The organism is Sphingobium sp. MK2, from assembly GCF_040170545.1.
Classification (GTDB): domain Bacteria; phylum Pseudomonadota; class Alphaproteobacteria; order Sphingomonadales; family Sphingomonadaceae; genus Sphingobium.
Genome location: NZ_JAZDXA010000009.1, coordinates 43,181 through 65,749, shown reverse-complemented (window position 1 = coordinate 65,749; position 22,569 = coordinate 43,181). Strand labels below are relative to the sequence as shown.

Here is a 22,569-nt window from a genome sequence, read left to right as displayed (position 1 = left end):
ACCATGCATTTCATTGACAACATCGGCGAGCTTCTCACGCAGCCCATCCTCAACACTGACACCTACAAGACCACGCATCACTCGTTCGCGCCCGATGAACTCACGAGCAGCTACGGCTACCTCGAAGCTCGCAAGGGCGGCGAGTTCGATGAGGTCATGTGGTTCGGCCAGCAATATATCATGCGCTACTATCAGGGGCAGCGCGTCACCCACGCAATGATCGACGAGACCTACGGGGAACTCGCCGACCACGGCATCGAGATGGATCGCAAGCCGTGGGTGCGGATCGTCAACCGCTATGATGGCGTCGCACCGATCTTGATCTCCTCGCTCCCCGAAGGTGTCATCGTGCCGCAGGGCACCGTTCTTTCCACCTTCCAGTCCGACGACGAGGACCTCGCCGGGATCGCACCTTATTTCGAGGCGTCGAACATGCGGGCCTCCTACCCCACGACGATCGCAACCCGGTCGATGCGCTGGTGGCGGCTGATCAAGCGCTATCTCGACGTGAGCGGCGACCCTTCGACGGCTGACTTCAAGCTGGTTGACTTCGGCGCGCGTGGCGCTCACTCGACCGAAAGCGCGGCGATCGGTGGCATGGCCCATCTCGTGAACTTTCAGGTGACCGACAACCTGATGGGCATTCGCTTTGCCAAGCACGCCTATCCATGGACGGGGATGCCCGGCTTCTCGATCCCGGCGTCCGAGCACTCGGTCACCACTGCATGGGGCGTCGGGATGGATCGTGAAGAGCTTTTGTGTCGGCAGGCACTGGTGCGCTTCGGTTCGAAGCCCAATCCCATCACCGGCGGGCGCAATGCCGTCTCGATCGTCAACGACACGACCGATCAGGACGAACACATCAAGATGTGGGGCACGACGCTCAAGGAATTGCTGATCAACAGTCACATGACGCTGGTCACCCGGCCGGACAGCGGCGATCCGATCATCAACGTCGTTCACGTCCTCGACTTGCTCGGTAAATATTTCGGGTGGACGGTCAACGAGAAGGGCTTCCGCGTCCTGCCGGAATATGTCCGGGTCATTCAGGGCGACGGCATCAATGAGGAGACGTTGCGCCGCATCATGCAGCGCGTCGTCTATCACAAATGGTCGCTCGATAACCTGAACTTCGGCTCCGGCGGCGGCCTGCTGGTCCATGCTGCCGAGCGCGACACCCACCGCTTCGCCATGAAGTCGTCAGAGGTCATCGTGGGCGGCGAAACGCGGGCAATCCAAAAGCTGGTCAAGACTGATCCCAGCAAGGCGTCGAAGAAGGGTCGTTTCGCGGTGATCCGCGAGGACGACAAGTGGAAGACGATCGCCGAAGAGGAACTGGAGGGCCGCCACAACTACCTCCAGCCTGTCTTCCGCGACGGTAAGGTGGTCAACACCCGGTCGTTTGCCGAAGTGCGGGAAATGGCCCGTGCCGCTCGTGTGAGCGCCTCGTAACCCTTCGTTAGGAAACCTCTGCCAAGGAGATACCATGATCGCACTTTCACTCCTCGTCGCTGCTTCTCTTCAAACCACTGGCTTCGTTGCTGGCTGGGAAATGATGAAAGGCAGCGGCGGAGAGTGCGGCGCAGCCGCGAAGTTTGTTGACGACTCGCTGTTCATGGTCTTTCTCCTACCGGGGCAGAAGAACGCCAGAGTGTCGATCGGAAACACGGCGTGGCGTTCGATCCGAGAGGGTCAAACCTACAATCTTGTGGTGCGCTTCAAGGGCAAGCCGGTGCAGGTCACGGGACGGGGTTCTGAACAGAATGGTGTCCATTCGATCCTCATAGATGTCGATCGGGGATCGGTGATCCGGTCAATGTTCATGCGCGATACGATCGGCTTCGAAGTCGAGGGGGTGAAGCTATTCGCTATGACGCCGCAATCGAACGATCCGGTTTATGCCCTCACGCAATGCGCCAAGGGAGCCAATGACCCGCTTGCTCGGTGACGTTCAGGAAGTTGTTGTCAAACCACCCGGCTATGGCCGGGTTTTTTGTGCGTGGCTTTCTCATTGACGAACCGGAAGTTTATTCCTATCAGGAGCTATCAACGGAACGAATCGGGAGTAAAGTTCATGTGCAATGCCTTCGCAAATCTCTCGGACGATCTCGATAGCGCCGACATCTTTTCGGACATGGATCGCGAGAAGCTGGAGCCCGGCGCACCGCTCCGCGAGATTCCAGCAGCCGCGATCGAAGCGCTGCATTATGACACCTGCAAGGCCTGCAATGGCTCCAAGGTGTTCCGCAGCTACACCGGCCGCGTCGTCGGTTCCTGCTTCAAGTGCAAAGGCGAGGGAAAGATCGGTTACAAGCAGTCGCCAGAGAAGCGCGCTGCCGCCCGCAACGCCAAGGCAAACAAGAAGCAGGTGCAGATCGAAGCGTGGAAGGCGGCTCACGAGGAGGAGTTTGCGTGGCTGACGGCGGCCATCGCTCGCGGCTTCCAGATCGCCTCGAACCTGATGATCGATCTATCCAAGTTCGGCGACCTCACCGAGGGCAAGGTTGCCCTCATCCGTCGCTTTATGGCAGAGGACATCGCTCGCGCCGAGGCGAAGGTCAAATCGATCGAGACCGCGAAGGTCATCGACCTTGGGAAGATCATGACCGCGTTCGATAATGCCGCCGCCAATCAGGTGAAGGCTCCGATGCTTCGCCTCGACCGTTACCGCTTCGCCTACAAGCCGGACAAGGGCGTCATCTACATCCGCCTCGCCGATAAGGAGGTGGAAGCCTATTTCGGCCGCATTGAGGGTGGTAAGTTCTTCAAGTCGCGTGAATGCACCCCAGAGCATGAGGAAGCTATCCTCACCGCTGCGGCCGATCCGCACGCCGCCGCCATCGCTTACGGCCGCCGGGAAGGTGCTTGCTCCGTCTGTGGTCGTGGGCTTACCAATCACGCTTCGATCGATGACGGCATCGGACCGATTTGTGCGGGGAGGATGGGATGGTGAACCTCGACGATCACCGAATGCAGACCCTCACACTCGATACGATCTCCGGACCGAAACCCCTCCCCGCGCCCGGCGGTTGGCAGTTTGATGAAACCGCCACCACGGTATGGTCGTGGCTGCTGACCTATACCGACAAACGGAGCCAGCCGCTCAAGACGCAGCGTGACGGACATGTCCTCGACGGGCAAATCTACGCGCTGTCGATCATCCTTGCTAATGTCCTCGGCATGGCTCCTCCATATTGGATGGGACAGGCGAAGGAGTTCGTCGATAAAATGAAGAATTGACGAGCAGGAAGTTTCTTCCTATACGGATTTTACCGCAACCGAATCGGGAGACAAACTCATGACCCTTTTAGCCGCCAGTAGCATCACAGACATACGCTTTATTCGCAACACGACCGCCCGCGACGGTGACTATGACAGCACCATGGTGCGGGCCGGTCTTCTCCGCAAGCTCTTGGACGACGCAGAGCGCCTCCAGCTTGTTGAAGCCATTTTGCCGCGCTACATCGATGCCACGCAGATGCGTGAGATCATGCAGGAGACTGAACTTTGAGCGACCCCCTCCTCCGCAGCGCCATCGCAAGCGTGCTCCCGCGCCCGATCCTGAAAGCCCTCCACGCCGCTGACGGCCGTGGTGATTTCAGCCGGGCTTCCTTTATCAAACTCGAAGCCGCTGGTCTCATCGATCACACCTATTGCTGGACCGAAAAGGGCCGCAAGCTCCGTGAGGCTCTGGGGATTGAAAAGGGAGACATCTGATGGCGTTCAAGATCACCGCCGCGAAGCAGAAGCAGCGCGACGCCATCACGACCAAGCTCCGCGAAAAAGGCCTAGCGATCATCGCTGCGGTCAAAGCCTTCAACGAGGAGATCGAGACGGCTCGCGAGTTCATCAACCATGATTTGGTCGGCGCGTTCGACGACGACTATAACGAGAAGTCGGAGAAGTGGCAGGAAGGCGACACCGGCACGTCTGTGCGGGCTTGGATCGACGCGCTCGATGAGGCCGGGACCATGCTGGAGGACATCGACGAAGATTTCGACGAGGAGAAGCTCGAAGAGATCATCGCTATCCTTGACGATCTGGAAGAGGAACCGGAGTCGTGAAAACGATCGACACCATCCGCAGCCACAAGCGTGTCCGGGAGGTCACCATCGAGCAGGGCGGTGATCTCATCATGGTCCAACTCGCCAAGGGCTGGAACCGCTACGGCCGCTGCTCTGACGGCTACAGCAAGGGCTTCGACCGCGATAACGGAGATACCGTCACTGACGCACTCAATTGGGTGAGGCGGGAGGTGCATCAATGCGATGATCCTCGCTGCCCACGTTGCCGACCGGAGACGGACGAAGACAAGCAATATTATGGGGCCGAAGTCATCCCTCTACCTTAGCTGTCACCCATGACTCTAATGACAGTTTAGATTGACACCAAACGTCTCAGCAGGTAACACATCTGCATGAGCACGATCGCCGACCTTATCATCGCCTTGGACACCGCCTCAGACACCCGCAAGGGGCTCGAACTGTCCGCTGAGCATGTTGCCCTCATCACTGGCAACACATCACTCCTTGACGATCTGAGGGCCATTCAGGAGGGCTCCCTGCCCCCTACCCTCACGCTGGAAGACATCCGGGCCGACCTACAGTTGTCCCGCATGTCGATCTGGCGTCTTCGCAAAGAAGGCGACTTCCCGCCGGTGATGATGATCGGGAAGTCGCCTCGCTATGATCGAACCGAATATGTGAGATGGAAGCTGGCGCGTCACGCGGCCTGAGCGATCTCCACCACATTGATCCCACGAATCTTATTCAGTTGCTCAGCCCACAGCCGGAAGGCACGCTTTTTCTCCTTGAGGTAGGCGTGCCGGTTGTAGGTGCCCGCCACACCGGTGATAGTGTGGTTGACGCAGCGCTCCACGATGTCCTGCGGGATCATCGGCTCATCTTCGTCGTCTAGCATCCCGTTCATATGTGACACCATCGTGCGCCGCAGGTCGTGGATCGTGAAGTGTTCGACCTCGACTCCCGGCTGCTTCTTCGCGGCGATCCGCGCCGTCTTGATGTTCATGCTCTCGATGATGTTCGAGAACGAGGTCTTGGGACGGCACTGCGTCGGGTCGCTGTCCTGCGGGAAGAGGAAATCCGACTTCACCTTCTGACCGGCTTTCAACGCCTTCACCAAACTGAGCATGGTGGCCGGAAGCGGGACCAAATGCTCGACACCATTTTTTGTGCGATCCGCCGGGATGATCCAGTAGCCTTTGGTCAGATCGAACTCCTTCCACTTGGCCGCAAAGCATTCCTGCTGCCGCACCCCGGTATAGGCAACGAGGATCAGTCCCTCTTTGGCCGAGGTTCCCATCTCTGCCACAGCCTCGAAGAAGCAAGCGATCTCAAACTCGTTGAGGAAACGCTTCCGTTCCGCCTTGGGAGCGATCTTGAAGAGATCGACCGCCGGGTTCACCGTCATCTTCGTAAGGTGCCGTCCATGGGTCACTGCCCAGCGGAAGGTGCGCTTAATATGCGCCACCAAGTTCCGCGCCGAGATCGGGGAGACTTTATGTTTCGCGGTGATGATGTCCATCAGGATGTTATGGTCAACGTCCTCGACAGGCATGTGACCGACGACTGGCTTGATGTCCACGTTCCAGACGCGCCACTTCTCGGCCGCAGTCTTCTTAGCTCCACCGTCGTGCTCCATATAAAGCTCGAACAACCACTGACAGGTGCGGATAGAGCGCACCTGCTCCTCGAACGCGGCAGCAGCTTGCTCAACTTCTTTCTTTCGTTCGGCCTCCTGACGGGCCTCCTTGAGCGTGGTGACCTCACCGCCGGTGTCGCGTCGGACAGTCAGTTCATTCGCTTGCTCGCGAGCGTCGGCGAGATCGAGAGCAGGATACCGACCGAGCGTCTTCTCCGTCATCTTACCGTCAACGCGCCCCGACCACACCCATACCTTCGTCCCGGTAGGCTGCACCTTGAGCATGAGGTTGGGAGCCAACGTATCCGCAAAGCGCTGGAGCTTGCCAGTGCCCTTGATGCCTTGAACGAACTTGTCGGTGAGGAGCTTCTGCATGGGTTTCCTGTGTCGGTAAGGCGTTACAGAGCGAATTTAGTCTGCATTTAGTCTGCACCTCAATGTCACACAAACCGCAGAAGTCAAGGAAAAACCATCACTACTGACCGTGACTGTATATTTTGAAACGAATATGACGTATCAAAAAGTCACTGTGTGTCACTCTCGGTCAACAATGGTTTGACTTTTAATCAGTAGGTCGCTGGTTCGAACCCAGCTGGACTCACCACCGTAACCCTTGTTATCATTGGGTTTTCTGCCGTGGTGTTTTTGCGCGTTTCGACATTCATTTCGACTAATGTGGATTGCTAACGCCCTACCGGGCGATTCTTAATCGACAAATGCCGCGGCACACTACGTGCCTCCGCTATTTTCATTACTCGCAAGCTGCCCATATCTGTCGAAAATGTCACAGCCTCTTCAAAATAATTCCTTGCGTCAAATTGTTAATCATCAATTCTGATGCGGCGAATATAGGCATCTTCCGCAGAATCGACATCTATAGGCTGAGTGACGTTATTAAACTCCAAGTCTGCTAGGTTAGCTTGATTGAGAAACCCTCCCAATCCTATTGGCGCATTAATGATTCGCACGTTACTCATATGCAAAGCTGCGTCAGGACCTTCGATCAGAATGGCCGCCGCGTTGCTAGAATTGGTAGCATATTTTGATTTAGCATCTATCGATCGGTGCTTATCGCGGTTTGTGGAACATACCTTTGATCCTCGCGCCAGTGCCATCTGAGATATCGAGTAACGGAGCATCAGACGTAGAGTGAAAATCTTCGAGCTTTGCATTGGTTGCGTTCCTGATCCGAACCGATGGTAATTTTGTATTGTAGACAGCAGCCGATTCATTAGAAGTCTTTGATCTTGAATGTAAGATAGCAACGACGGCAAGCGCAATTCCAATCAAAATCGCGCCAATTCGAATGATTGGATGGAGTTCATCAAAATAAGCTGCGCCCGCCAATCCTATGATTACAAAACCCGCAGCCGAGATAGTTGTAGCAAGCGGTCCCATTTTCACCTCCAAAATTCAGTCAGATTCCTTTATCATGCCGTCATTTTTTATTTCAATAAATTCGGCTACACTGCAGGATAGTAGCACTTACAGAGGAGACAACATATTGATTTTCTATCAAGCTATGATTGTTAAGTCGCTGGTTCGAACCCAGTTGGACACTCCATAGCCTCCCCGCCATCGAGGCACGGATTTTCATCAGATCGACGCCAGGGAGCAAGCCATGACCAGTATTATCGCGAGCAGAGCCATCTACCAGGACTGGCTCGACCTCCTGATGGTGCGGATGCGCGCGCCCGATGGGCAGGAATGCGACCGGCATGTGGTAGAGATGCGCCGCGCGGTGGCGTTGCTGCCCTTCGACCCGGTGCGCCGTGTCGCGCTGACCGTATCGATGCCGCGCGCGCCCGTGATGATGGCGGGGCTGCCGGACATGCTCGAAGCGATTGCCGGTCTGCTGGAAGATGAACCCGAAGACTGCGCCCGGCGGGAGGCGATGGAGGAAGCGGGCGTGCAACTGGGGACGCTCATCCATCTGGGGCAAATCTGGAGCATCCCCAGCGTCGTCACCGAAAAGATCGACTATTATCTCGCCGACTATAGCGCCGCAGACCGGATCGCGGCAGGCGGCGGCCTGGACGAAGAGCAGGAGAATATCACCGTCCACGAACTGCCGCTCGATACGCTCTGGAAAATGATGGCCGACAAGCAGATCGGCGATGGCAAGCTGGCGATCACGCTGATGGCGCTGCGCCTGCGACGTCCCGACCTGTTCAGCGTGCCGGTGGAATGACCCTCACGGAGCGGGCGGCAACGTTCACCGCCTGCCCCTCCAGCAGGAACCGACACGCCTCCCCGTCGCCATTGACACAGATCGCTAACCCACTGCCGCGATAGTGCAGCGCGAAACGACGCCGCTGCGGGTCTTCCCACTGCGCGACACTCAACGGCGCGCCGCTCTCGTCCAGCCAGGCGACCTCCGCTTCCCGCAGGATCGCCGTGCCACGCAGATCCGCATTGCCCGCCCGCAAGGCCGCCAGCGCAAAAGCCTCCGCCTCCAGCGCGGTGTCGCGCCCTGCCCAGTCGACCCAGCCGATCGCATTATCCTGCACATAGGCATTGTTGTTACCTTGCTGCGTCCGCCCAGACTCGTCGCCTGCGGTCAGCATGATCGTCCCGCGCGAGCAGAAGAGCGTGGCGAGCAGTGCGATGCGATCACGACGACGCGCCGCTTGCACGTCCGCGTCATCGCTCGGCCCCTCGACGCCATTGTTCCAGCTCAAATTCTCGCCATGGCCATCGCGATTGTCCTCGCCATTGGCGTGATTATGCCGCTGTGCATAGGATGTAACGTCCGCCAGCGTGAAGCCATCATGGGCGGCGAGGAAATTCACCGTTCTGGTCGCCGCGCCGCTGAAAATGTCCGACGATCCCGCCAGCCGCGTCGCCATAGCGCCCAGCATCCCCAAATCGCCGCGCCAGAACCGGCGCATATCGTCGCGATAGCGGTCATTCCATTCCAGCCAATTGTCGCCAAAATGCCCCAGTTGATAGCCGCCCGGCCCGATGTCCCACGGCTCGGCGATCATCACCCGGTCGGCCAGGATCGGATCGGCGCGCATCGCCTCCAGCAATGGCGCACGCGGATCGAATCCATCGGCCATCCGCCCCAGCGCAGGTGCAAGGTCGAAGCGGAACCCGTCCACCCCAGCCTGCGTCACGAAATAGCGCAGCGAATCGAGGATCAGGCGGCGGACCATCGGCTGGTTGCAAGCGATCGCATTGCCGGTGCCGGTATCGTTGATCAGTTGCCCATCGGCCGCATGCCGGAAATAGTCGCGCGCATTGAGGCCGCGCAGCGATAGCGTCGGCCCGTGAGCATCGCTTTCCCCGTCATGATTATAGACCATGTCGAGGATGACGCCGATCCCTGCCGCATGGAGCGCCGCCACCGTCTCGCGCAGTTCAGCGATACCGCCGGGGGCCAGGCGCGGGTCGAGCGCGAACCAGTTGACCGGATTATAGCCCCAATAGTTGGTGAGGCCGAGCGGCCCCAGATGCCGCTCATCGATCCAGGCATTGATCGGCATCAGTTCGATCGCCGACACATGCAGTCGTTGCAGATGCGCGATCACCGCCGGATGGGCGAGCGCAGCGATCGTCCCCCGCTGCGTTTCCGGCACATCAGGATGCAGCATGGTGAAACCGCGCACATGCAGTTCGTAGATCAGGCCACCGGGACAGAAACAGGGCGGCGCACCCGGCAAGGGCGCCAAGGGCGCTTCGACAACGCCCTTGGGCATCAGCGGCGCGGTGTCCGCCCCCTCCCCGCGCGGCGCGGCCAAGGCGGGGTCATAGACGAAAGCGCGGTCGATCGCGGTCGCATACGGATCGAGCAGAAATTTGTCGGGATCAAACCACAGCCCTGCCCCCGGATCATAAGGGCCATCGGCGCGATAGCCATAGCCCGCGCCTGCGCCCACGCCCGTCGCCTCGCCCTGCCAGACGCCGCTCTCGCCGCGCGTCATCCCCATTCGCGTTTCGCGATCATCCGCATCGAACAGGCAGAGCCAGACATGGCTCGCCTCCGGTGCCCAGACCGAAAAATGCGCGCCACTTGCGCTTAGTCGCGGTGCGGCCGGGCCTGCGCTCACGCCGCTTCCGTTAGCAGGCTGCGATAGAGCGCCGCATAGCGCGCCGCGCTCTGGCCCCATGACACATCGGTCCGCATCGCCGCCCGCTGCATCGCCTGCCACACCGGCCGATCGCGATGCAGCCGCACCGTGCGCGCAATCGCGCCGTGCAAGGCTAGCGGGTCCGACGGGGCGAACACCACACCCGTCGCCGCGCCCGCCGCCACCGCCGCCGCGTTGGCGTCGATCACCGTATCGGCCAGCCCGCCGACCCGCGCGACGACGGGCAGGCAGCCATAGCGCAACCCATAAAGCTGGGTCAGCCCGCACGGCTCGAACCTTGACGGGATCAGGATCGCGTCTCCCCCCGCCTGCATCAGATGCGAGAGCGGCTCGTCATAGCCGATCCGCACGCCGATGCGCCCACGATGGCGATCCGCCGCGCCCAGAAAAGCGCCCTCCAGCGGATGATCGCCCGACCCCAGCAGCGCCAGCTTCGCGCCCAGCCCCACCAGATGATCGAGCGCATCGACCATCAAATCCATGCCCTTCTGCCAAGTCAGGCGGCTGACGATGATGAAGATCGGCGCGGCATCGGCATCCAGCCCGAACTGCTGCTCCAACGCCCGCCGATTGGCGGCCCGCCCCGCCAGCGCCCGACCGCTGAAAGCCTTGGGGATCAGTGGATCGTCCGCCGGGTTCCAGATCGCGGTATCGACCCCATTCAATATCCCGTGCAGCCGCTCCACCCGGCCATTGATCAGGCCGTCCAACCCCATGCCGTGAACGGGCGAACGAATTTCCTCGGCATAGGTCGGGCTGACCGTCGTGATCGCATCGGCCGACACCAGCCCGGCCTTCAGATAGCCCACCCCGCCATAATATTCGACACCATCCACGCCCCAAGCTTCAGGTGGCAGGCCCAATTGCCCGAATACATCCGCGCCATAGCGCCCCTGAAACGCCAGATTATGGATCGTCACGATCTTAGGCACCGCATGGGCCGGGCCAAAGCGCATATAGGCCGCCGTCAGGGCCGCCTGCCAGTCATGGACATGCACCACATCGGGCCGCCAGCCCTTGACCCCGTCCGCCGCCAAATCCGCCCCGACGCGCGACAGCGCGGCAAAACGCCGCCAATTATCGCCCCAATCATTACCCGCATGGTCGCCATAAGGCCCGCCTTCGCGCGCGAAGAAATCGGGCGCATCCAGCACCAGCAGATCCAGCCCATCGACTCGCGCAGCCAGCACCGTCGCGGGCACGCCGAACAACGCCTCATAGCGGCGCACGACCTTCGCCTTGCCGACCCGCGCAATGACGGCGGGATAGCCCGGCACCAGCGTCCGGGTCGCCACGCCCTTTCCGGCAAGCGCACCGGGCAGCGCGCCCGTGACGTCGGCCAGACCCCCGGTCTTGATCAGCGGATAGATTTCGGACGCGACCGAGAGCAATTGCATGGCGATCAGGCGACCAGACGTTCGATCATCGGTTGCGTCACCAGGCAAATGCCACTGTCGGTCCGCCGGAAGCGTTGCGCATCCTCCGTCGGATTTTCGCCAATGACCAGCCCCGGCGGAATGATGATGCCGGAATCCAGCACGCATTTATGCAACCGCGCGCCGCGCCCGATCTCGCAATTGGGCATGATGACGCTATCGGTCACCGACGAAAAACTGTGCGTCTTGACGCCAGAAAACAACAGGCTGCGATGGAGCGAAGAGCCGGACACGATGCAGCCGCCTGCGACCAGCGAGGATGTCGCCGACCCACGCCGGCCATCCTCATTATGGACGAACTTGGCAGGCGGCGTGACCTCCGAATAGGTCCATAGCGGCCAGCTACGGTCATACAGGTCAAGCGAGGGCACCACGTCAGTCAGGTCGATGCTCGCCTGCCAATAGGCGTCGATCGTGCCGACATCGCGCCAATAGGGTTCCAACTCGCTTTCGGCCCGCACGCAACTGGCGGAAAAGCGGTGCGCGACCGCTTTGCCATGCTTGACGATATAGGGGATGATATCCCCGCCAAAGTCGCGCTTGCTTCCCGGCTCGTCCGCATCGCGCCGCAATTGTTCGATCAGGAAGCGGGTCTGGAACACATAAATGCCCATCGACGCCAGCGCCACGTCAGGCTGGCCGGGGATGGCGGGCGGGTCTTTGGGCTTTTCGATAAAGGCGGTGATGACATCCTTTTCATCGACATGCATGACGCCAAAGCCGACGGCCTCCATGCGCGGGACTTCCAGGCAGCCGACTGTGACGTCCGCACCGCTGTCCACATGCTGCTGCAGCATCAGCTCATAGTCCATTTTATAGACATGGTCGCCCGCCAGCAGCACCATATATTCGGGCGCATAGCTTTCGATAATGTCGATATTCTGGAACACCGCGTCGGCGGTCCCTTCATACCATTGGCTTTCCGACACGCGCTGGCTGGCGGGCAGGATGTCGAAACTCTCATTGCGTTCAGGCCGCAGGAAGTTCCAGCCGCGCTGCAAATGGCGGATCAGCGAATGGGCCTTATATTGCGTCGCAACACCGACCCGGCGAATGCCGCTGTTGAGCGCATTGGATAGTGCGAAATCGATGATCCGCGCCTTGCCGCCGAAATGGACCGCAGGTTTGGCGCGCTTGTCGGTCAGTTCAGCCAAGCGGCTGCCGCGCCCGCCCGCCAGCACATAAGCCATGGCATCGCGCGCGATCGGCTGGTGTCTTATCTGCATTATGGGCTTCTCTCCTGCTGCCCGCGTTCGCCTACCTGCGCCCGTCGGCTTGTCGTCACATATCCAGTTCGAACATCAGCGTGGCGAACGGCGGCAGGGTGATGTTCGCCCAGCCCGTCTCATCCGCCATCACCATGCCCATATTCCCCGCGCCGCTACCACCATAGTCGGCCGCGTCGCTGTTCAATATCTCGCGCCAGCGCCCACCCGAAGGCAGCCTCATGCGATAACCGTGGCGCAGAACCGGGGTGAAATGGCTGATCACCACAATTGGTTTCGCGCCGGGTGCCCGGCGCTGCCAGGCAAACACGCTATCCGCCGCGCCGTCGACCAGCACCCATTCGAAACCGTCCGGCTCGCAATCGCGGGCATGGAGCGCCGCGCGGCTGCGATAGAGGCGGTTCAGATCGCCCACCAGATGCTGCACGCCTAGATGGGCGGCATGGTCGAGCAGATGCCAGTCAAGCGCCCGCTCCTCGCTCCATTCGCCGCGCTGGGCAAATTCCTGCCCCATGAACAGCAGCTTCTTGCCCGGATAGCCCCACATCAGGCCATAATAAGCGCGCAGCGTCGCGAATTTCTGCCAATCATCGCCAGCCATCTTGTGCAGCAGCGATGATTTGCCATGCACCACTTCGTCATGGCTCAGCGCCAGCACGAAATTCTCGGTAAAGGCGTATAGCAGCCCAAAGGTGATGTCGTCATGATGATGGGCGCGATGCACCGGGTCGCGCTGCAAATAGCGCAGCGTGTCGTGCATGAAGCCCATATTCCATTTGAAGCCGAAGCCTAGCCCGCCACTATCCACCGGATGCGACACATTGGGCCAACTGGTCGATTCCTCGGCGATCGTCATGATGCCGGGCTGCGCGGCATAAAGCGCCCGGTTCATCTCCTGCAGGAAAGCGACCGCCTCGACATTCTCGCGCCCGCCATGGTCATTGGGTATCCATTCGCCCGGCTCGCGCGAATAATCGAGATAGAGCATGGACGCGACCGCATCCACGCGCAGCCCGTCGACATGATAGCGCTCGGCCCAGAACAGCGCATTATTGACCAGGAACTGCGCTACCTCGCGCCGCCCGAAATTATAGATGGCCGTGTTCCAGTCAGGGTGGAATCCCTTTTTCGGATCGGCATGTTCGTACAACGCCGTGCCGTCGAAATGCGCCAGCCCATGTTCGTCGGTCGGAAAATGCGCCGGCACCCAATCGAGGATGACGCCGACTCCGGCCCGGTGCGCGCCATCGACGAAGCGCGCAAAGCCCGCCGGATCGCCAAAGCGCGCGGTCGGCGCGTAAAGCCCCAGCGTCTGATAGCCCCAGCTTGGATCATAGGGATATTCGCTGATCGGCAGAAATTCGATATGGGTAAAGCCCATGCCCACGACATAGGGAATGAGCCGCCGCGCCATCTCGTCCCAGTCGAGAAAACCGCCCTCATCGGTCAACTGCCACGACCCGGCATGGACTTCGTAGATGGAGATCGGCTCGCGCCGCGCATCGGCCTTCTGCCAATAGTCGCGGTGGCGCGCGTCGCCCCAACTATGATCAAGCGGCGCAGCGACGATCGAGGCAGTCGAAGGCCGCAATTCGCTCTTATAGGCGAACGGATCGGCCTTGAGCGGCAGCGTCACGCCATCCGCGCCGACAATCTCAAATTTATAGGGCGCGCCCGGTTCGATCGCGGGCAGGAAGATTTCCCACACCCCGCTATCGACACGATGGCGCATTGCGCCCCGGCGGCCATCCCACTGATTGAAGTCACCGACCACCGACACGCGCCGGGCATTGGGTGCCCAGACCGCGAAATGCACACCCGCCACCCCTTCATGGGTCATGACATGGGCGCCCATCTTGTCGAACAATCGGGCATGGGCACCCTCGGCCAGGAAATGATCGTCCATCGGCCCAAGCACCGGACCGAAGCCATAAGGGTCGATCAGCGCATAGTCGCTGCCATCGGCATAGCGCGCGACGTAACGCAGCGGCTGCCGCTTGCGAAGGGCGACCTTGCCATGGAACAACCCAGCCTTGTGCAGCGCAGCCAGCTCACCCACGGCCTTGCCATCGAGGGTCTGCGCGACGACAGATGTGGCTCCAGGCAACAGGACGCAGGCGGTAAAACCCGTGTCGGCCGGATGCACGCCAAACGTGGCGAAGGGATCGTCATCGCGGCCCTCGACCAGCCGGTCGATCTGCTCGCCTGTCAGCACGATCCTGTCACCCAGCCTCCCATCTTCAGCCGATCTTCCAGATGTCCCGCGCATATTCGCGGATGGTTCGATCGGACGAAAACCATCCCATGCGCGCGACATTGTGGATCGCCATCTTTGCCCACAAGGCCTCGTCCGTCCAGAGCCTATCGACATGCCGTTGCGCGGCCGAATAGCTGTCGAAATCCGCCGCCAGCATGAACCAGTCATGGTCATAAATGCCCTGGATCAGCCCCTTGTAGCGATCCGGGTCGTCGGGCGAAAAGACGCCACTGGAAATCGCATTCAAGGCCTGGCTCAACTCCCGGCTGCCGCTTATGACGTCCATCGGCACATAGCCCTTGGCCCGCCGCTCATTCACCTCCTGCGCGGTGAGGCCGAAGATGATGATATTGTCGGCCCCGACATGATCGCGCATTTCGACATTGGCACCATCCAGCGTGCCGATCGTCAGCGCGCCATTGACCGCGAACTTCATGTTGCCCGTGCCCGACGCTTCCATGCCCGCCGTCGAAATCTGTTCGGACAGGTCGGCGGCGGGGATCATCATCTCGGCCATCGAGACATTGTAATTGGGCACGAACTGTACCTTGAGCAGCCCCTGCACCGCCGGATCATGATTGACCACGCGCGCGACATCGCCCGCCAGCTTGATGATCAGCTTGGCATTATGATAGCTCGACGCCGCCTTGCCGCCGAACAGCTTGACGCGCGGCACCCAGTTGCGTTCGGGGTGCGAGCGGATCTGGTCGTAAAGCGACACAGCCTCGACGATGTTAAGCAATTGCCGCTTATATTCATGGATGCGCTTGATCTGGATGTCGAACATCGCCGACGGGTCGATCCGCGCATTCAACCGCTTGCGCAAAAGGTCGGACAGTGCCGCCTTGTTCGCGCGCTTCACCGCGATGAATTTCTCCTGAAACGCCGTGTCGTCGGCAAAGGCATCGAGGTCGCGCAACGCTTCCGCATCGTCCAGAAACGCCTCGCCGATGGCTTCGCGAATAAGGCCGGTCAGCCCCGGATTGCACTGCATCAGCCAGCGGCGATAGGTGACGCCATTGGTCTTGTTGTTGATCCGGGTGGGATAGAGATTGTGCAGATCGGCAAAGACCGTGACCTTCATCAGGTCGGTGTGCAGCGCCGATACGCCATTGACGCTGTGCGATCCGGCGAAAGCCAGATTGCCCATCCGCACGCGCCGATCGCCGCCTTCGTCAATCAGCGAGATCGCCCCGATCGCCGCGTCATCGAACTGCCCCGCCCGCCGCGCTTCGGCCAGCAGGCGGCTGTTGACCGCATAGACGATCTGCATATGCCGGGGCAGTAGCCGTTCGAACAACGGCACGGGCCAGCTTTCCAGCGCTTCGGGCAGCAAGGTGTGGTTGGTATAGCTGAACGTGCGCCGGGTAATGTCCCACGCCTCGTCGAAATCGAAGCCATGATCGTCCAGAAATATCCGCATCAATTCCGCCACGGCCACCGCCGGATGCGTGTCATTGAGCTGGATCGCCGCCTTGTCGGGCAGCGTCGCGATGCTGCCGAAATACTGAATGTGCCGCCGCACAATGTCCTGCAGCGACGCGGACGAGAAGAAATATTCCTGCCGCAACCGCAATTCCTGGCCAGCGGCCGAACTGTCGGCCGGGTACAGCACCCGCGTCAGCGCCTCGGCGCGATTGCTTTCGGACAGCGCGCCGACATGGTCGCCTGCATTGAACTTGTCGAGCAGGATGGGGTCGATCGGCTGCGCTTCCCATAGCCGCAACGTATTGACCCGCTTGCCGCGCCAACCGGCGATCGGCGTATCATAGGGGGTGGCGATCACGCGCTCGCTGGGCTTCCAGTGCATCTGGTGCGGCCCGCTATCCTCGCCCTCGGCCGGATCGACCAGCCCGCCAAAGCCGACCTCATAGCTCGCCTCGCGCCGCTCGAACTCCCACGGATTGCCATGCGCCAGCCAGTTTTCGGGCAGCTCGACTTGCCAGCCGTCCGAAATCTCCTGCCGGAACATGCCGTTCACATAGCGGATGCCATAGCCATAAGCGGGCACGTCCACCGTCGCCATGCTCTCCATGAAGCAGGCCGCCAACCGCCCAAGGCCGCCATTGCCCAGCGCCGCATCCGGCTCCAGCGCGGCGATGATGTCGATATCGACGCCCAACGAGGCAAGCGCCGCCTGCATGTCGTCCAGCATTTCCATGTTGGACGCCGCATCGCGCATCAACCGCCCGATCAGGAATTCAAGGCTGAGGTAATAGACCCGCCGCCCTTCTTCCTCATAGGTTTTCTGGGTGGACGTGATCCAGGCGTCGATCACCCGGTCGCGGATCGAGAGGATGACGGCGTGCAGCCAGTCATGCGGCTTGGCGGCGGCGGCATTCTTGCCGATGCGATAGGTCAACCGCTCGACAATCTCATGCGCCAGAATTTCCGGGTCCATCCGCCGCGGCGCGGGTTTGGGAAGTTTGGTCTGGCCCTTGAGGTTCATGGCGCACGGTCCCCCTGTCTGATCGAAGGGGATGATGGCACAGCCGACAAGCCCGCGCCAACGCCAAATTTTGCAGCGCAGCAATTATTTCGGCTGTTTCGCGGGACTTGGGCCTACCCCCTGCGCACCAGCGCCTCTGTCACCCCCGCCCGCAATTGCGCGCGCACCGGATAGGCGCTCGACGGCAGCAATTGGGTCATGAATATCCCGATCAGCCGCTCGATCGGATCGATCCAGAAACAGGTCGAAAACACCCCGCCCCAATAATATTCGCCGCGCTCTAACCCCATCGCGAAGCCCAGGCCGAAGCCCACATCCTGATAATCCGCCTCGCTGAACATCGCACTCGACAGGCTGGCGAGATCGCCGCCGCCCGGAAGTTGGTTGGACCGCATCTGCGCCACCGTGTCGGCCTGCAACAACCGCACCCCGTCCAGTTCGCCCCCGCGCAGCAGCATCCGCGCAAAGCGGTGATAGTCCGCCACCCCCGACACCAGCCCGCCGCCGCCCGACAGGAAGCGCCCCTGCCTTCGCCAACCGCTCCGTGCACCCAGATCGGCGACCTGCCGCTCGCCCTGCTCATCCAGCCGCCAGGCATCGGTCATGCGATCCGCCTTCGCATCGGGCAAAGCGAAGGTCGTATCGACCATGGCCAGCGGCGCGAAGATGCGCTCGCGAAACACGCTTTCCAGGTCGCGCTCCTCCAACCGTTCGATCACTACACCCAGCACATCGGTCGCCACCGAATAATTCCACCGCTCACCGGGTGAAAATTCCAGCGGCAGGCTGGCAAGGTCAGCAATGAACTGATCCGACGTGCGCGGCTGCTGAAATTCGTCCAGCCCCAGCTTGCGATAACGCGCATCGATCGGCGTCTGTCGCTGCAACCCGTAGGTCAGCCCCGACGTATGGCGCAGCAGGTCGATCATCAGCATCGGCCGCTTCAACCGCGCGCGATTGGCGCGGCCGACGCGCAAATCCGCGAATTCGGGGATAAGCTCGACAACCGGCGTATCGAGCGCCACCTTGCCCCCCTCCACCAGCATCATGAAGGCGACCGAGGTCACCGGCTTCGTCATCGACGCGATCCGATAGAGGGCATCGGTGCGCAGCGGTTCGCCGCTCGCCCGCGCCGCGCCACGCGTCAGCGACACCACCGGCTGCTCGTCGCGCGACACCAGAAATTGCATATGCGGCAAGCGGCCGCTGGCCAGATAGGTGCGGTCGAGAAAATCCACCAGCGCGTCCAGCCGGTCAGGGTCCATCCCCGCCGCCTGTGCCGCTACCCTGTCCACGCCGTTCGTCATGCCCGCGCCGCTCCGATGCTTATCCGGCTCCGCGCTAAAGCAGCGACGCGCGCAGGACAACAGCTTGGCGATTGCCAAGGGACCACCCCGCCCTCTATGGCAGGCTATCCGAACGGCAAGCAATTTCAGCACTGGACCCCGACAGGCATGGCCACTGGCCTTTCCGCGATCTTCATGGCCAACCGCGCGGCCCTGCTGCGGTTCCTGCGCGCGCGCGGCGCAGGCGAGAATGCCGAAGATCTCTTACAGGATATGTGGATGAAGCTGGAGGCCAAGGATCTTGGCCCCGTCTCCGACCCCGTGCCCTATCTCTATCGCATGGCCAACAACCTCATGCTCGACCGCTATCGCTCGGCGATCCGGCGCGAACGGCGCGAGCAGGATTGGGCCGAAGGGGCTGGCGGCGTCATGGCCGACCCGACCGACGATGTGCCGGTGGACGAGCGGATGATCCTCGCCCAGCGGCTGGACGAGGCGCGCGCCGTCCTGCGCGAGCTTGGCCCGCGCGTCGAACTCATCTTCCGCCGCTTCCGCATCGAAGGCGTGGGGCAAAAGGTCATTGCCGAGGAATTGGGGGTCAGCCTGACGACGGTGGAGAAGGACTTGCAAAAGGCCTATCGCGCCATGCTGGCCCTCAAGCAGAAACTGGATACGGAATGATGGGGTCGGCGGCGTCAGTCTCTGTAAGGGGCAAAAAATGAACAGGGCTGGAGCAATGACGAACGAGGAGGCAATGGCGTGGGTCATCCGCACGCGCGATCCCGCCTTTACCGACTGGGACGGCTTCACCGCCTGGTTGGAGCGCGATCCTGCTAACGCGGAGGCCTATGATGTGCTGATGGCGGCCGATGCCGACCTCGATGCTATCATCCCGCCCGAACCCGTCGCCATGCCCGTTCCCGCCAATGATGTGGGCGTACCGCAACGCCGCCCGCTCCGCTGGATCGGCGGCGGCGCGATCGCCGCCGCGCTGGTCGCGGCCGTGTCGGTCGGCATGATGAGCCGGGCCGACATCTATACCGTCACCACCCGCCCCGGCGAAACGCGCAGCATCGCGCTGGACGATGGCACCCGCATCGAAGTCAATGGCGGCACCCGCCTGCGCCTCGACCGCAACGACACCCGCTTCGCCGCGCTCGACAGTGGCGAAGCCGCCTTCACCGTGCGCCACGATGCATCCGATCCGTTCCGCGTGACGGTGGGCGATGCCGTGTTCGAAGATGCCGGGACGGTCTTCAACATCGTCCACACCCCCGGCGCCGTCCGCATCGGCGTGTCGGAAGGCGAAGTCATCTACAATCCCGGCGCAGAGGCGATCAGCCTACCCGCCGGACGCGGCCTTGCCGATGATGCGCAAGGCTTGCGGGTGATGGATGTCGCACCCGCGGCCGTCGCCAGTTGGCGTCAGGGTCGCCTCGTCTACGCCAATGCCGCCGTCAGCGACATCAGCGAAGATATCGGCCGATCGCTCGGCATCGCGCTCCGCACCACGCCAGGCGCGCGCGCGATGCGCTTCACCGGCACGATCCGGCTGGACAAGGATCCGGCCCGTTTCTTTGCCGGGGCCGCGCCGCTGATGGGCCTTTCCGCCGTGCGCCAGGGCGACACTTGGCTGCTGAAAGAAGGGGATGGGCCGCAAAGCTGACCTCTTCCTCGTCACCGCCCTTGCCATAACGAGCGCAGCGCCCGCGCATGGGGCGGACAGACAGATCATCAGCATCGCCCCCGGACGGCTGGGCGAGGCAACGATCGCGCTTGCCCGTCAGACCAGGACCAGCATCGGCATGTCCGACCAGTCGCTCGCTGGCATCCGCACCCCCGCCGTTACCGGCAATCTCTCGGTAGAATCCGCGTTGAAGCGGTTGCTCAAGGGCAGCGGCGCGACCGCGCGGCGCATCGACGGCGCGACATGGCGCATCGTCCGCACCCGGCCCGCGCCACCCGTGACCGCGCCAGCCCCGATCTCCGCCGCCCCTGCCGACGATCAGCCCGAAGCCCAGATCGTCGTCACCGCTTCAAAGCGCGAAACGCCCCTGTTCCGTTATGCGGGCATGGTCGAAGCGCTCGACAGCCGCGCCTTTTCCAGCGGCGAAGCGGCAGGCGGCACCGCCACCTTGCTGGCGCGGGTCGCTAGTCTGAGTTCCACCCATGCCGGTGCGGGCCGCAACAAGCTGTTCATCCGCGCCATCGCCGATTCGGGCGTCGCCGGGCCGACCCAGGCCACGACGGGGCAATATCTGGGCGACATGCGCCTCAATTATGCCGCGCCCGATCCCGACCTCAAACTTTATGATGTCGGCCGGGTCGAGGTGCTGGAAGGGCCGCAGGGCACGCTCTATGGCGCGGGATCGCTGGGCGGCATCATCCGCATCATGCCCAACGCGCCCAATCTGGGCGAAATGGGCGGGCAAGTATCGGCGGGGCTGTCCGCGACCCAGCATGGCGATCCTGGCGGCGATCTGTCGGCAACGCTCAACCTGCCGATCGTCGCGGAAAAACTCGCGCTGCGGATCGTGGGCTATGGCGTGCAGGACGGCGGCTATATCGACGACGTCAATCGCGGGAAGGATGACGTCAACCGGACCCGTACCTGGGGCGGCCGCGCAGCGCTGCGCTTTGCCCCGGACGATGACTGGACGATCGATCTCAATGGCGTCTACCAGCAGATAGAGGGCGATGACGCGCAATATGCGACCCGCTCTGTCGGCCGACTGGAGCGCGCCTCTGCTGTCGCCCAACCCTATCGATCCGACTATCTGCTCGGCAATGTCCGCCTCGAAAAGCAGTGGGACAGTTTGCGCTTCGTCTCGTCCACCGGCTTTGTGCGGCACGACCTGTCCGAAAGCTATGACGCGACCCAACCCGGCGGCCCGCCAGCGCTGTTCCGCCAGCGCAATGAAGTCGACATTTTCTCGACCGAAAACCGGCTGGTGCGGGATCTCGACAATGGGTTGGGCTGGATATTGGGCGGCTCCTACCTGCAAAGCACATCGAAAATCTATCGCTCGCTCACCGGCTTTGGTGCCGCCCTGGTCCAGCCGGAGGTGCTACCCGGCGTACCCGTTTTCGGCCGGGGCCAACCGGCGGCGGCGACGGGCGTGCGCAACAGCGTCAAGGAAGCGACGCTGTTCGGCGAAGCGTCGTTCGAGCCGGTCCGAGGACTGATCGCCACCTTCGGCGGCCGCCTGACCAACAGCCGCCTGTCCGGCGAGGCGCTCGATCCGGTCGCCGCCCTCTCGTCGGCCGACCTCGCACGGGCAGAAGCGCAGGCCGATCGCAGCGAGACGATCTTCCTGCCCTCCGCCTCCTTGCTCACCGACGCGATCCCCAACATCACCCTCTACGCCCGCTTTCAGCAGGGTTTTCGCCCCGGCGGCCTCGCCGTCGATGACCAGCGGGTGCGGCGTTTCCAGAATGACCGTATATCGACCGTGGAAAGCGGCTTTCGCATGGGCCTGCCCGGCCGCGATACGATCGCGCTCAGCGCCAACATCGCCTATACCGACTGGCGCGACATCCAGGCCGATGTGACCGACCGGATCGGCCTGCCGACCACGGCCAATATCGGTGACGGACGGCTCTATACACTCGAAGGCCGTATCGTCGCCCGCGCGACGGGACAACTTACGCTTGATGGCAGCATCATCTATAATGACAGCCGCCTGACTCGGCCAGCAGCTTTCATTCGGGCACTTTCCTATGACAACAAGTCGCTCTCAGTCCCCAATGTTGCCAATCTTGGTGGACGAATGGCTTTTGATTATCGCGCGCGCCTGGACGATGAGACCAGCATCCACCTCTCCGGCTCCGCACGCTATGTGGGCAAGTCGCGGCTCGGCGTTGGGCCGGTCCTGGGCCAGACGCAGGGAGATTATGTCGATACCAGCCTGTCGGCCAGTCTGACCCGCGGATCGCTGCAATATTCGCTATCGCTGATCAATGTGTTGGACAGCAACGGCAACCGCTTCTCGCTCGGCACCCCATTTGATCTCAACACGGATTATTCCACGCCGTTGCGCCCGCGCACCGTTCGCGTGGGCATCGATTTCGCTTTCTGAATATTTATTCATCGCAAATCACCACGGAAAGCGCCCCTCGGCATCGTCCCTTCCGCACGCGCGCGCAGAACATGAAGCGCG

Annotated in this window: 21 protein-coding genes; 13 read left to right on the top strand and 8 right to left on the bottom strand. The window is 61.6% G+C overall.

Going from position 1 to position 22,569, the window contains the following annotated elements:
* Nucleotides 1-3: 3 nt before the first annotated feature.
* From V2I08_RS05660 to V2I08_RS05620, 9 genes are all read left to right on the top strand, one after another.
* Entirely contained in the window at nt 4-1,452 is a 1,449-nt protein-coding gene (locus V2I08_RS05660) for a nicotinate phosphoribosyltransferase (protein WP_349634218.1), read from the top strand.
* 34 nt (nt 1,453-1,486) lie between these two features.
* Complete coding sequence (locus V2I08_RS05655) at nt 1,487-1,948, top strand: hypothetical protein (RefSeq protein WP_349634217.1); 462 nt, start codon at nt 1,487-1,489, stop codon at nt 1,946-1,948.
* 186 nt (nt 1,949-2,134) lie between these two features.
* The gene (locus V2I08_RS05650) at nt 2,135-2,953 is read left to right on the top strand and encodes a DUF6011 domain-containing protein (protein ID WP_349634216.1); all 819 of its coding nucleotides are present in this window, start codon (nt 2,135-2,137) and stop codon (nt 2,951-2,953) included.
* Entirely contained in the window at nt 2,947-3,240 is a 294-nt protein-coding gene (locus tag V2I08_RS05645) for a hypothetical protein (RefSeq protein WP_349634215.1), read from the top strand. The genes V2I08_RS05650 and V2I08_RS05645 overlap by 7 nt, the downstream gene beginning before the upstream one ends.
* 58 nt (nt 3,241-3,298) lie before the next feature.
* Nucleotides 3,299-3,511 (top strand): hypothetical protein, encoded by a 213-nt coding sequence (locus V2I08_RS05640; RefSeq protein WP_349634214.1) that lies wholly within the window; start codon nt 3,299-3,301, stop codon nt 3,509-3,511.
* Nucleotides 3,508-3,717, top strand: coding sequence for a hypothetical protein (locus V2I08_RS05635; protein ID WP_349634213.1), 210 nt, complete (start codon nt 3,508-3,510; stop codon nt 3,715-3,717). The genes V2I08_RS05640 and V2I08_RS05635 overlap by 4 nt, the downstream gene beginning before the upstream one ends.
* Nucleotides 3,717-4,064 carry a hypothetical protein gene (locus V2I08_RS05630; protein ID WP_349634212.1) on the top strand — a complete coding sequence of 116 codons (348 nt, stop codon included), beginning with the start codon at nt 3,717-3,719 and terminating at the stop codon, nt 4,062-4,064. The genes V2I08_RS05635 and V2I08_RS05630 overlap by 1 nt, the downstream gene beginning before the upstream one ends.
* Complete coding sequence (locus V2I08_RS05625; RefSeq protein ID WP_349634211.1) at nt 4,061-4,351, top strand: hypothetical protein; 291 nt, start codon at nt 4,061-4,063, stop codon at nt 4,349-4,351. The genes V2I08_RS05630 and V2I08_RS05625 overlap by 4 nt, the downstream gene beginning before the upstream one ends.
* A gap of 66 nt (nt 4,352-4,417) precedes the next feature.
* Nucleotides 4,418-4,735, top strand: coding sequence for a hypothetical protein (locus V2I08_RS05620; protein WP_349634210.1), 318 nt, complete (start codon nt 4,418-4,420; stop codon nt 4,733-4,735).
* On the opposite strand, the gene V2I08_RS05615 is transcribed toward V2I08_RS05620, so the two are convergent.
* Together V2I08_RS05615 and V2I08_RS05610 are read right to left on the bottom strand one after the other, a co-directional pair.
* Nucleotides 4,723-6,036, bottom strand: coding sequence for a tyrosine-type recombinase/integrase (locus V2I08_RS05615; protein ID WP_349634209.1), 1,314 nt, complete (start codon nt 6,034-6,036; stop codon nt 4,723-4,725). The two genes, V2I08_RS05620 and V2I08_RS05615, sit on opposite strands and share 13 nt — an antisense overlap.
* Nucleotides 6,037-6,729: 693 nt before the next feature.
* Nucleotides 6,730-7,059: a hypothetical protein gene (locus tag V2I08_RS05610; RefSeq protein WP_349634208.1), complete on the bottom strand. Its 330-nt coding sequence runs from the start codon at nt 7,057-7,059 to the stop codon at nt 6,730-6,732.
* Nucleotides 7,060-7,282: 223 nt separating this feature from the next.
* On the opposite strand from V2I08_RS05610, the gene V2I08_RS05605 reads away from it, so the two are divergent.
* Nucleotides 7,283-7,852, top strand: coding sequence for an NUDIX domain-containing protein (locus V2I08_RS05605; protein ID WP_349634207.1), 570 nt, complete (start codon nt 7,283-7,285; stop codon nt 7,850-7,852).
* Here V2I08_RS05605 and glgX read toward each other — a convergent pair.
* The 6 genes from glgX to V2I08_RS05575 all read right to left on the bottom strand — a co-directional run bounded on the left by glgX (nt 7,833) and on the right by V2I08_RS05575 (nt 18,430).
* Nucleotides 7,833-9,713 (bottom strand): glycogen debranching protein GlgX, encoded by a 1,881-nt coding sequence (gene glgX / locus V2I08_RS05600; RefSeq protein WP_349634206.1) that lies wholly within the window; start codon nt 9,711-9,713, stop codon nt 7,833-7,835. The genes V2I08_RS05605 and glgX overlap by 20 nt on opposite strands.
* Nucleotides 9,710-11,158: a glycogen synthase GlgA gene (glgA, locus tag V2I08_RS05595; RefSeq protein WP_349634336.1), complete on the bottom strand. Its 1,449-nt coding sequence runs from the start codon at nt 11,156-11,158 to the stop codon at nt 9,710-9,712. Before glgA ends, glgX begins: the two co-directional genes overlap by 4 nt.
* The gene (gene glgC / locus V2I08_RS05590) at nt 11,158-12,417 is read right to left on the bottom strand and encodes a glucose-1-phosphate adenylyltransferase (RefSeq protein WP_349634205.1); all 1,260 of its coding nucleotides are present in this window, start codon (nt 12,415-12,417) and stop codon (nt 11,158-11,160) included. Before glgC ends, glgA begins: the two co-directional genes overlap by 1 nt.
* A 55-nt stretch (nt 12,418-12,472) precedes the next feature.
* Entirely contained in the window at nt 12,473-14,632 is a 2,160-nt protein-coding gene (glgB, locus tag V2I08_RS05585; protein ID WP_349634204.1) for a 1,4-alpha-glucan branching protein GlgB, read from the bottom strand.
* A gap of 25 nt (nt 14,633-14,657) precedes the next feature.
* On the bottom strand, nt 14,658-17,123 hold the full coding sequence (locus V2I08_RS05580) for a glycogen/starch/alpha-glucan phosphorylase (RefSeq protein WP_349634203.1): 2,466 nt from the start codon (nt 17,121-17,123) through the stop codon (nt 14,658-14,660).
* A 113-nt stretch (nt 17,124-17,236) separates the two neighbouring features.
* Nucleotides 17,237-18,430 carry a serine hydrolase domain-containing protein gene (locus V2I08_RS05575; protein WP_349634202.1) on the bottom strand — a complete coding sequence of 398 codons (1,194 nt, stop codon included), beginning with the start codon at nt 18,428-18,430 and terminating at the stop codon, nt 17,237-17,239.
* A gap of 147 nt (nt 18,431-18,577) precedes the next feature.
* Between V2I08_RS05575 and V2I08_RS05570 the strand changes: the two genes are divergently transcribed.
* From V2I08_RS05570 to V2I08_RS05560, 3 genes are read left to right on the top strand one after another with little or no spacing between them, the layout of a single operon-like run.
* Complete coding sequence (locus tag V2I08_RS05570) at nt 18,578-19,090, top strand: RNA polymerase sigma factor (RefSeq protein WP_349634335.1); 513 nt, start codon at nt 18,578-18,580, stop codon at nt 19,088-19,090.
* A 55-nt stretch (nt 19,091-19,145) separates the two neighbouring features.
* Entirely contained in the window at nt 19,146-20,075 is a 930-nt protein-coding gene (locus V2I08_RS05565; protein ID WP_349634334.1) for a FecR domain-containing protein, read from the top strand.
* Nucleotides 20,059-22,488, top strand: coding sequence for a TonB-dependent receptor (locus tag V2I08_RS05560; RefSeq protein ID WP_349634201.1), 2,430 nt, complete (start codon nt 20,059-20,061; stop codon nt 22,486-22,488). The genes V2I08_RS05565 and V2I08_RS05560 overlap by 17 nt, the downstream gene beginning before the upstream one ends.
* Nucleotides 22,489-22,569 lie beyond the last annotated feature (81 nt).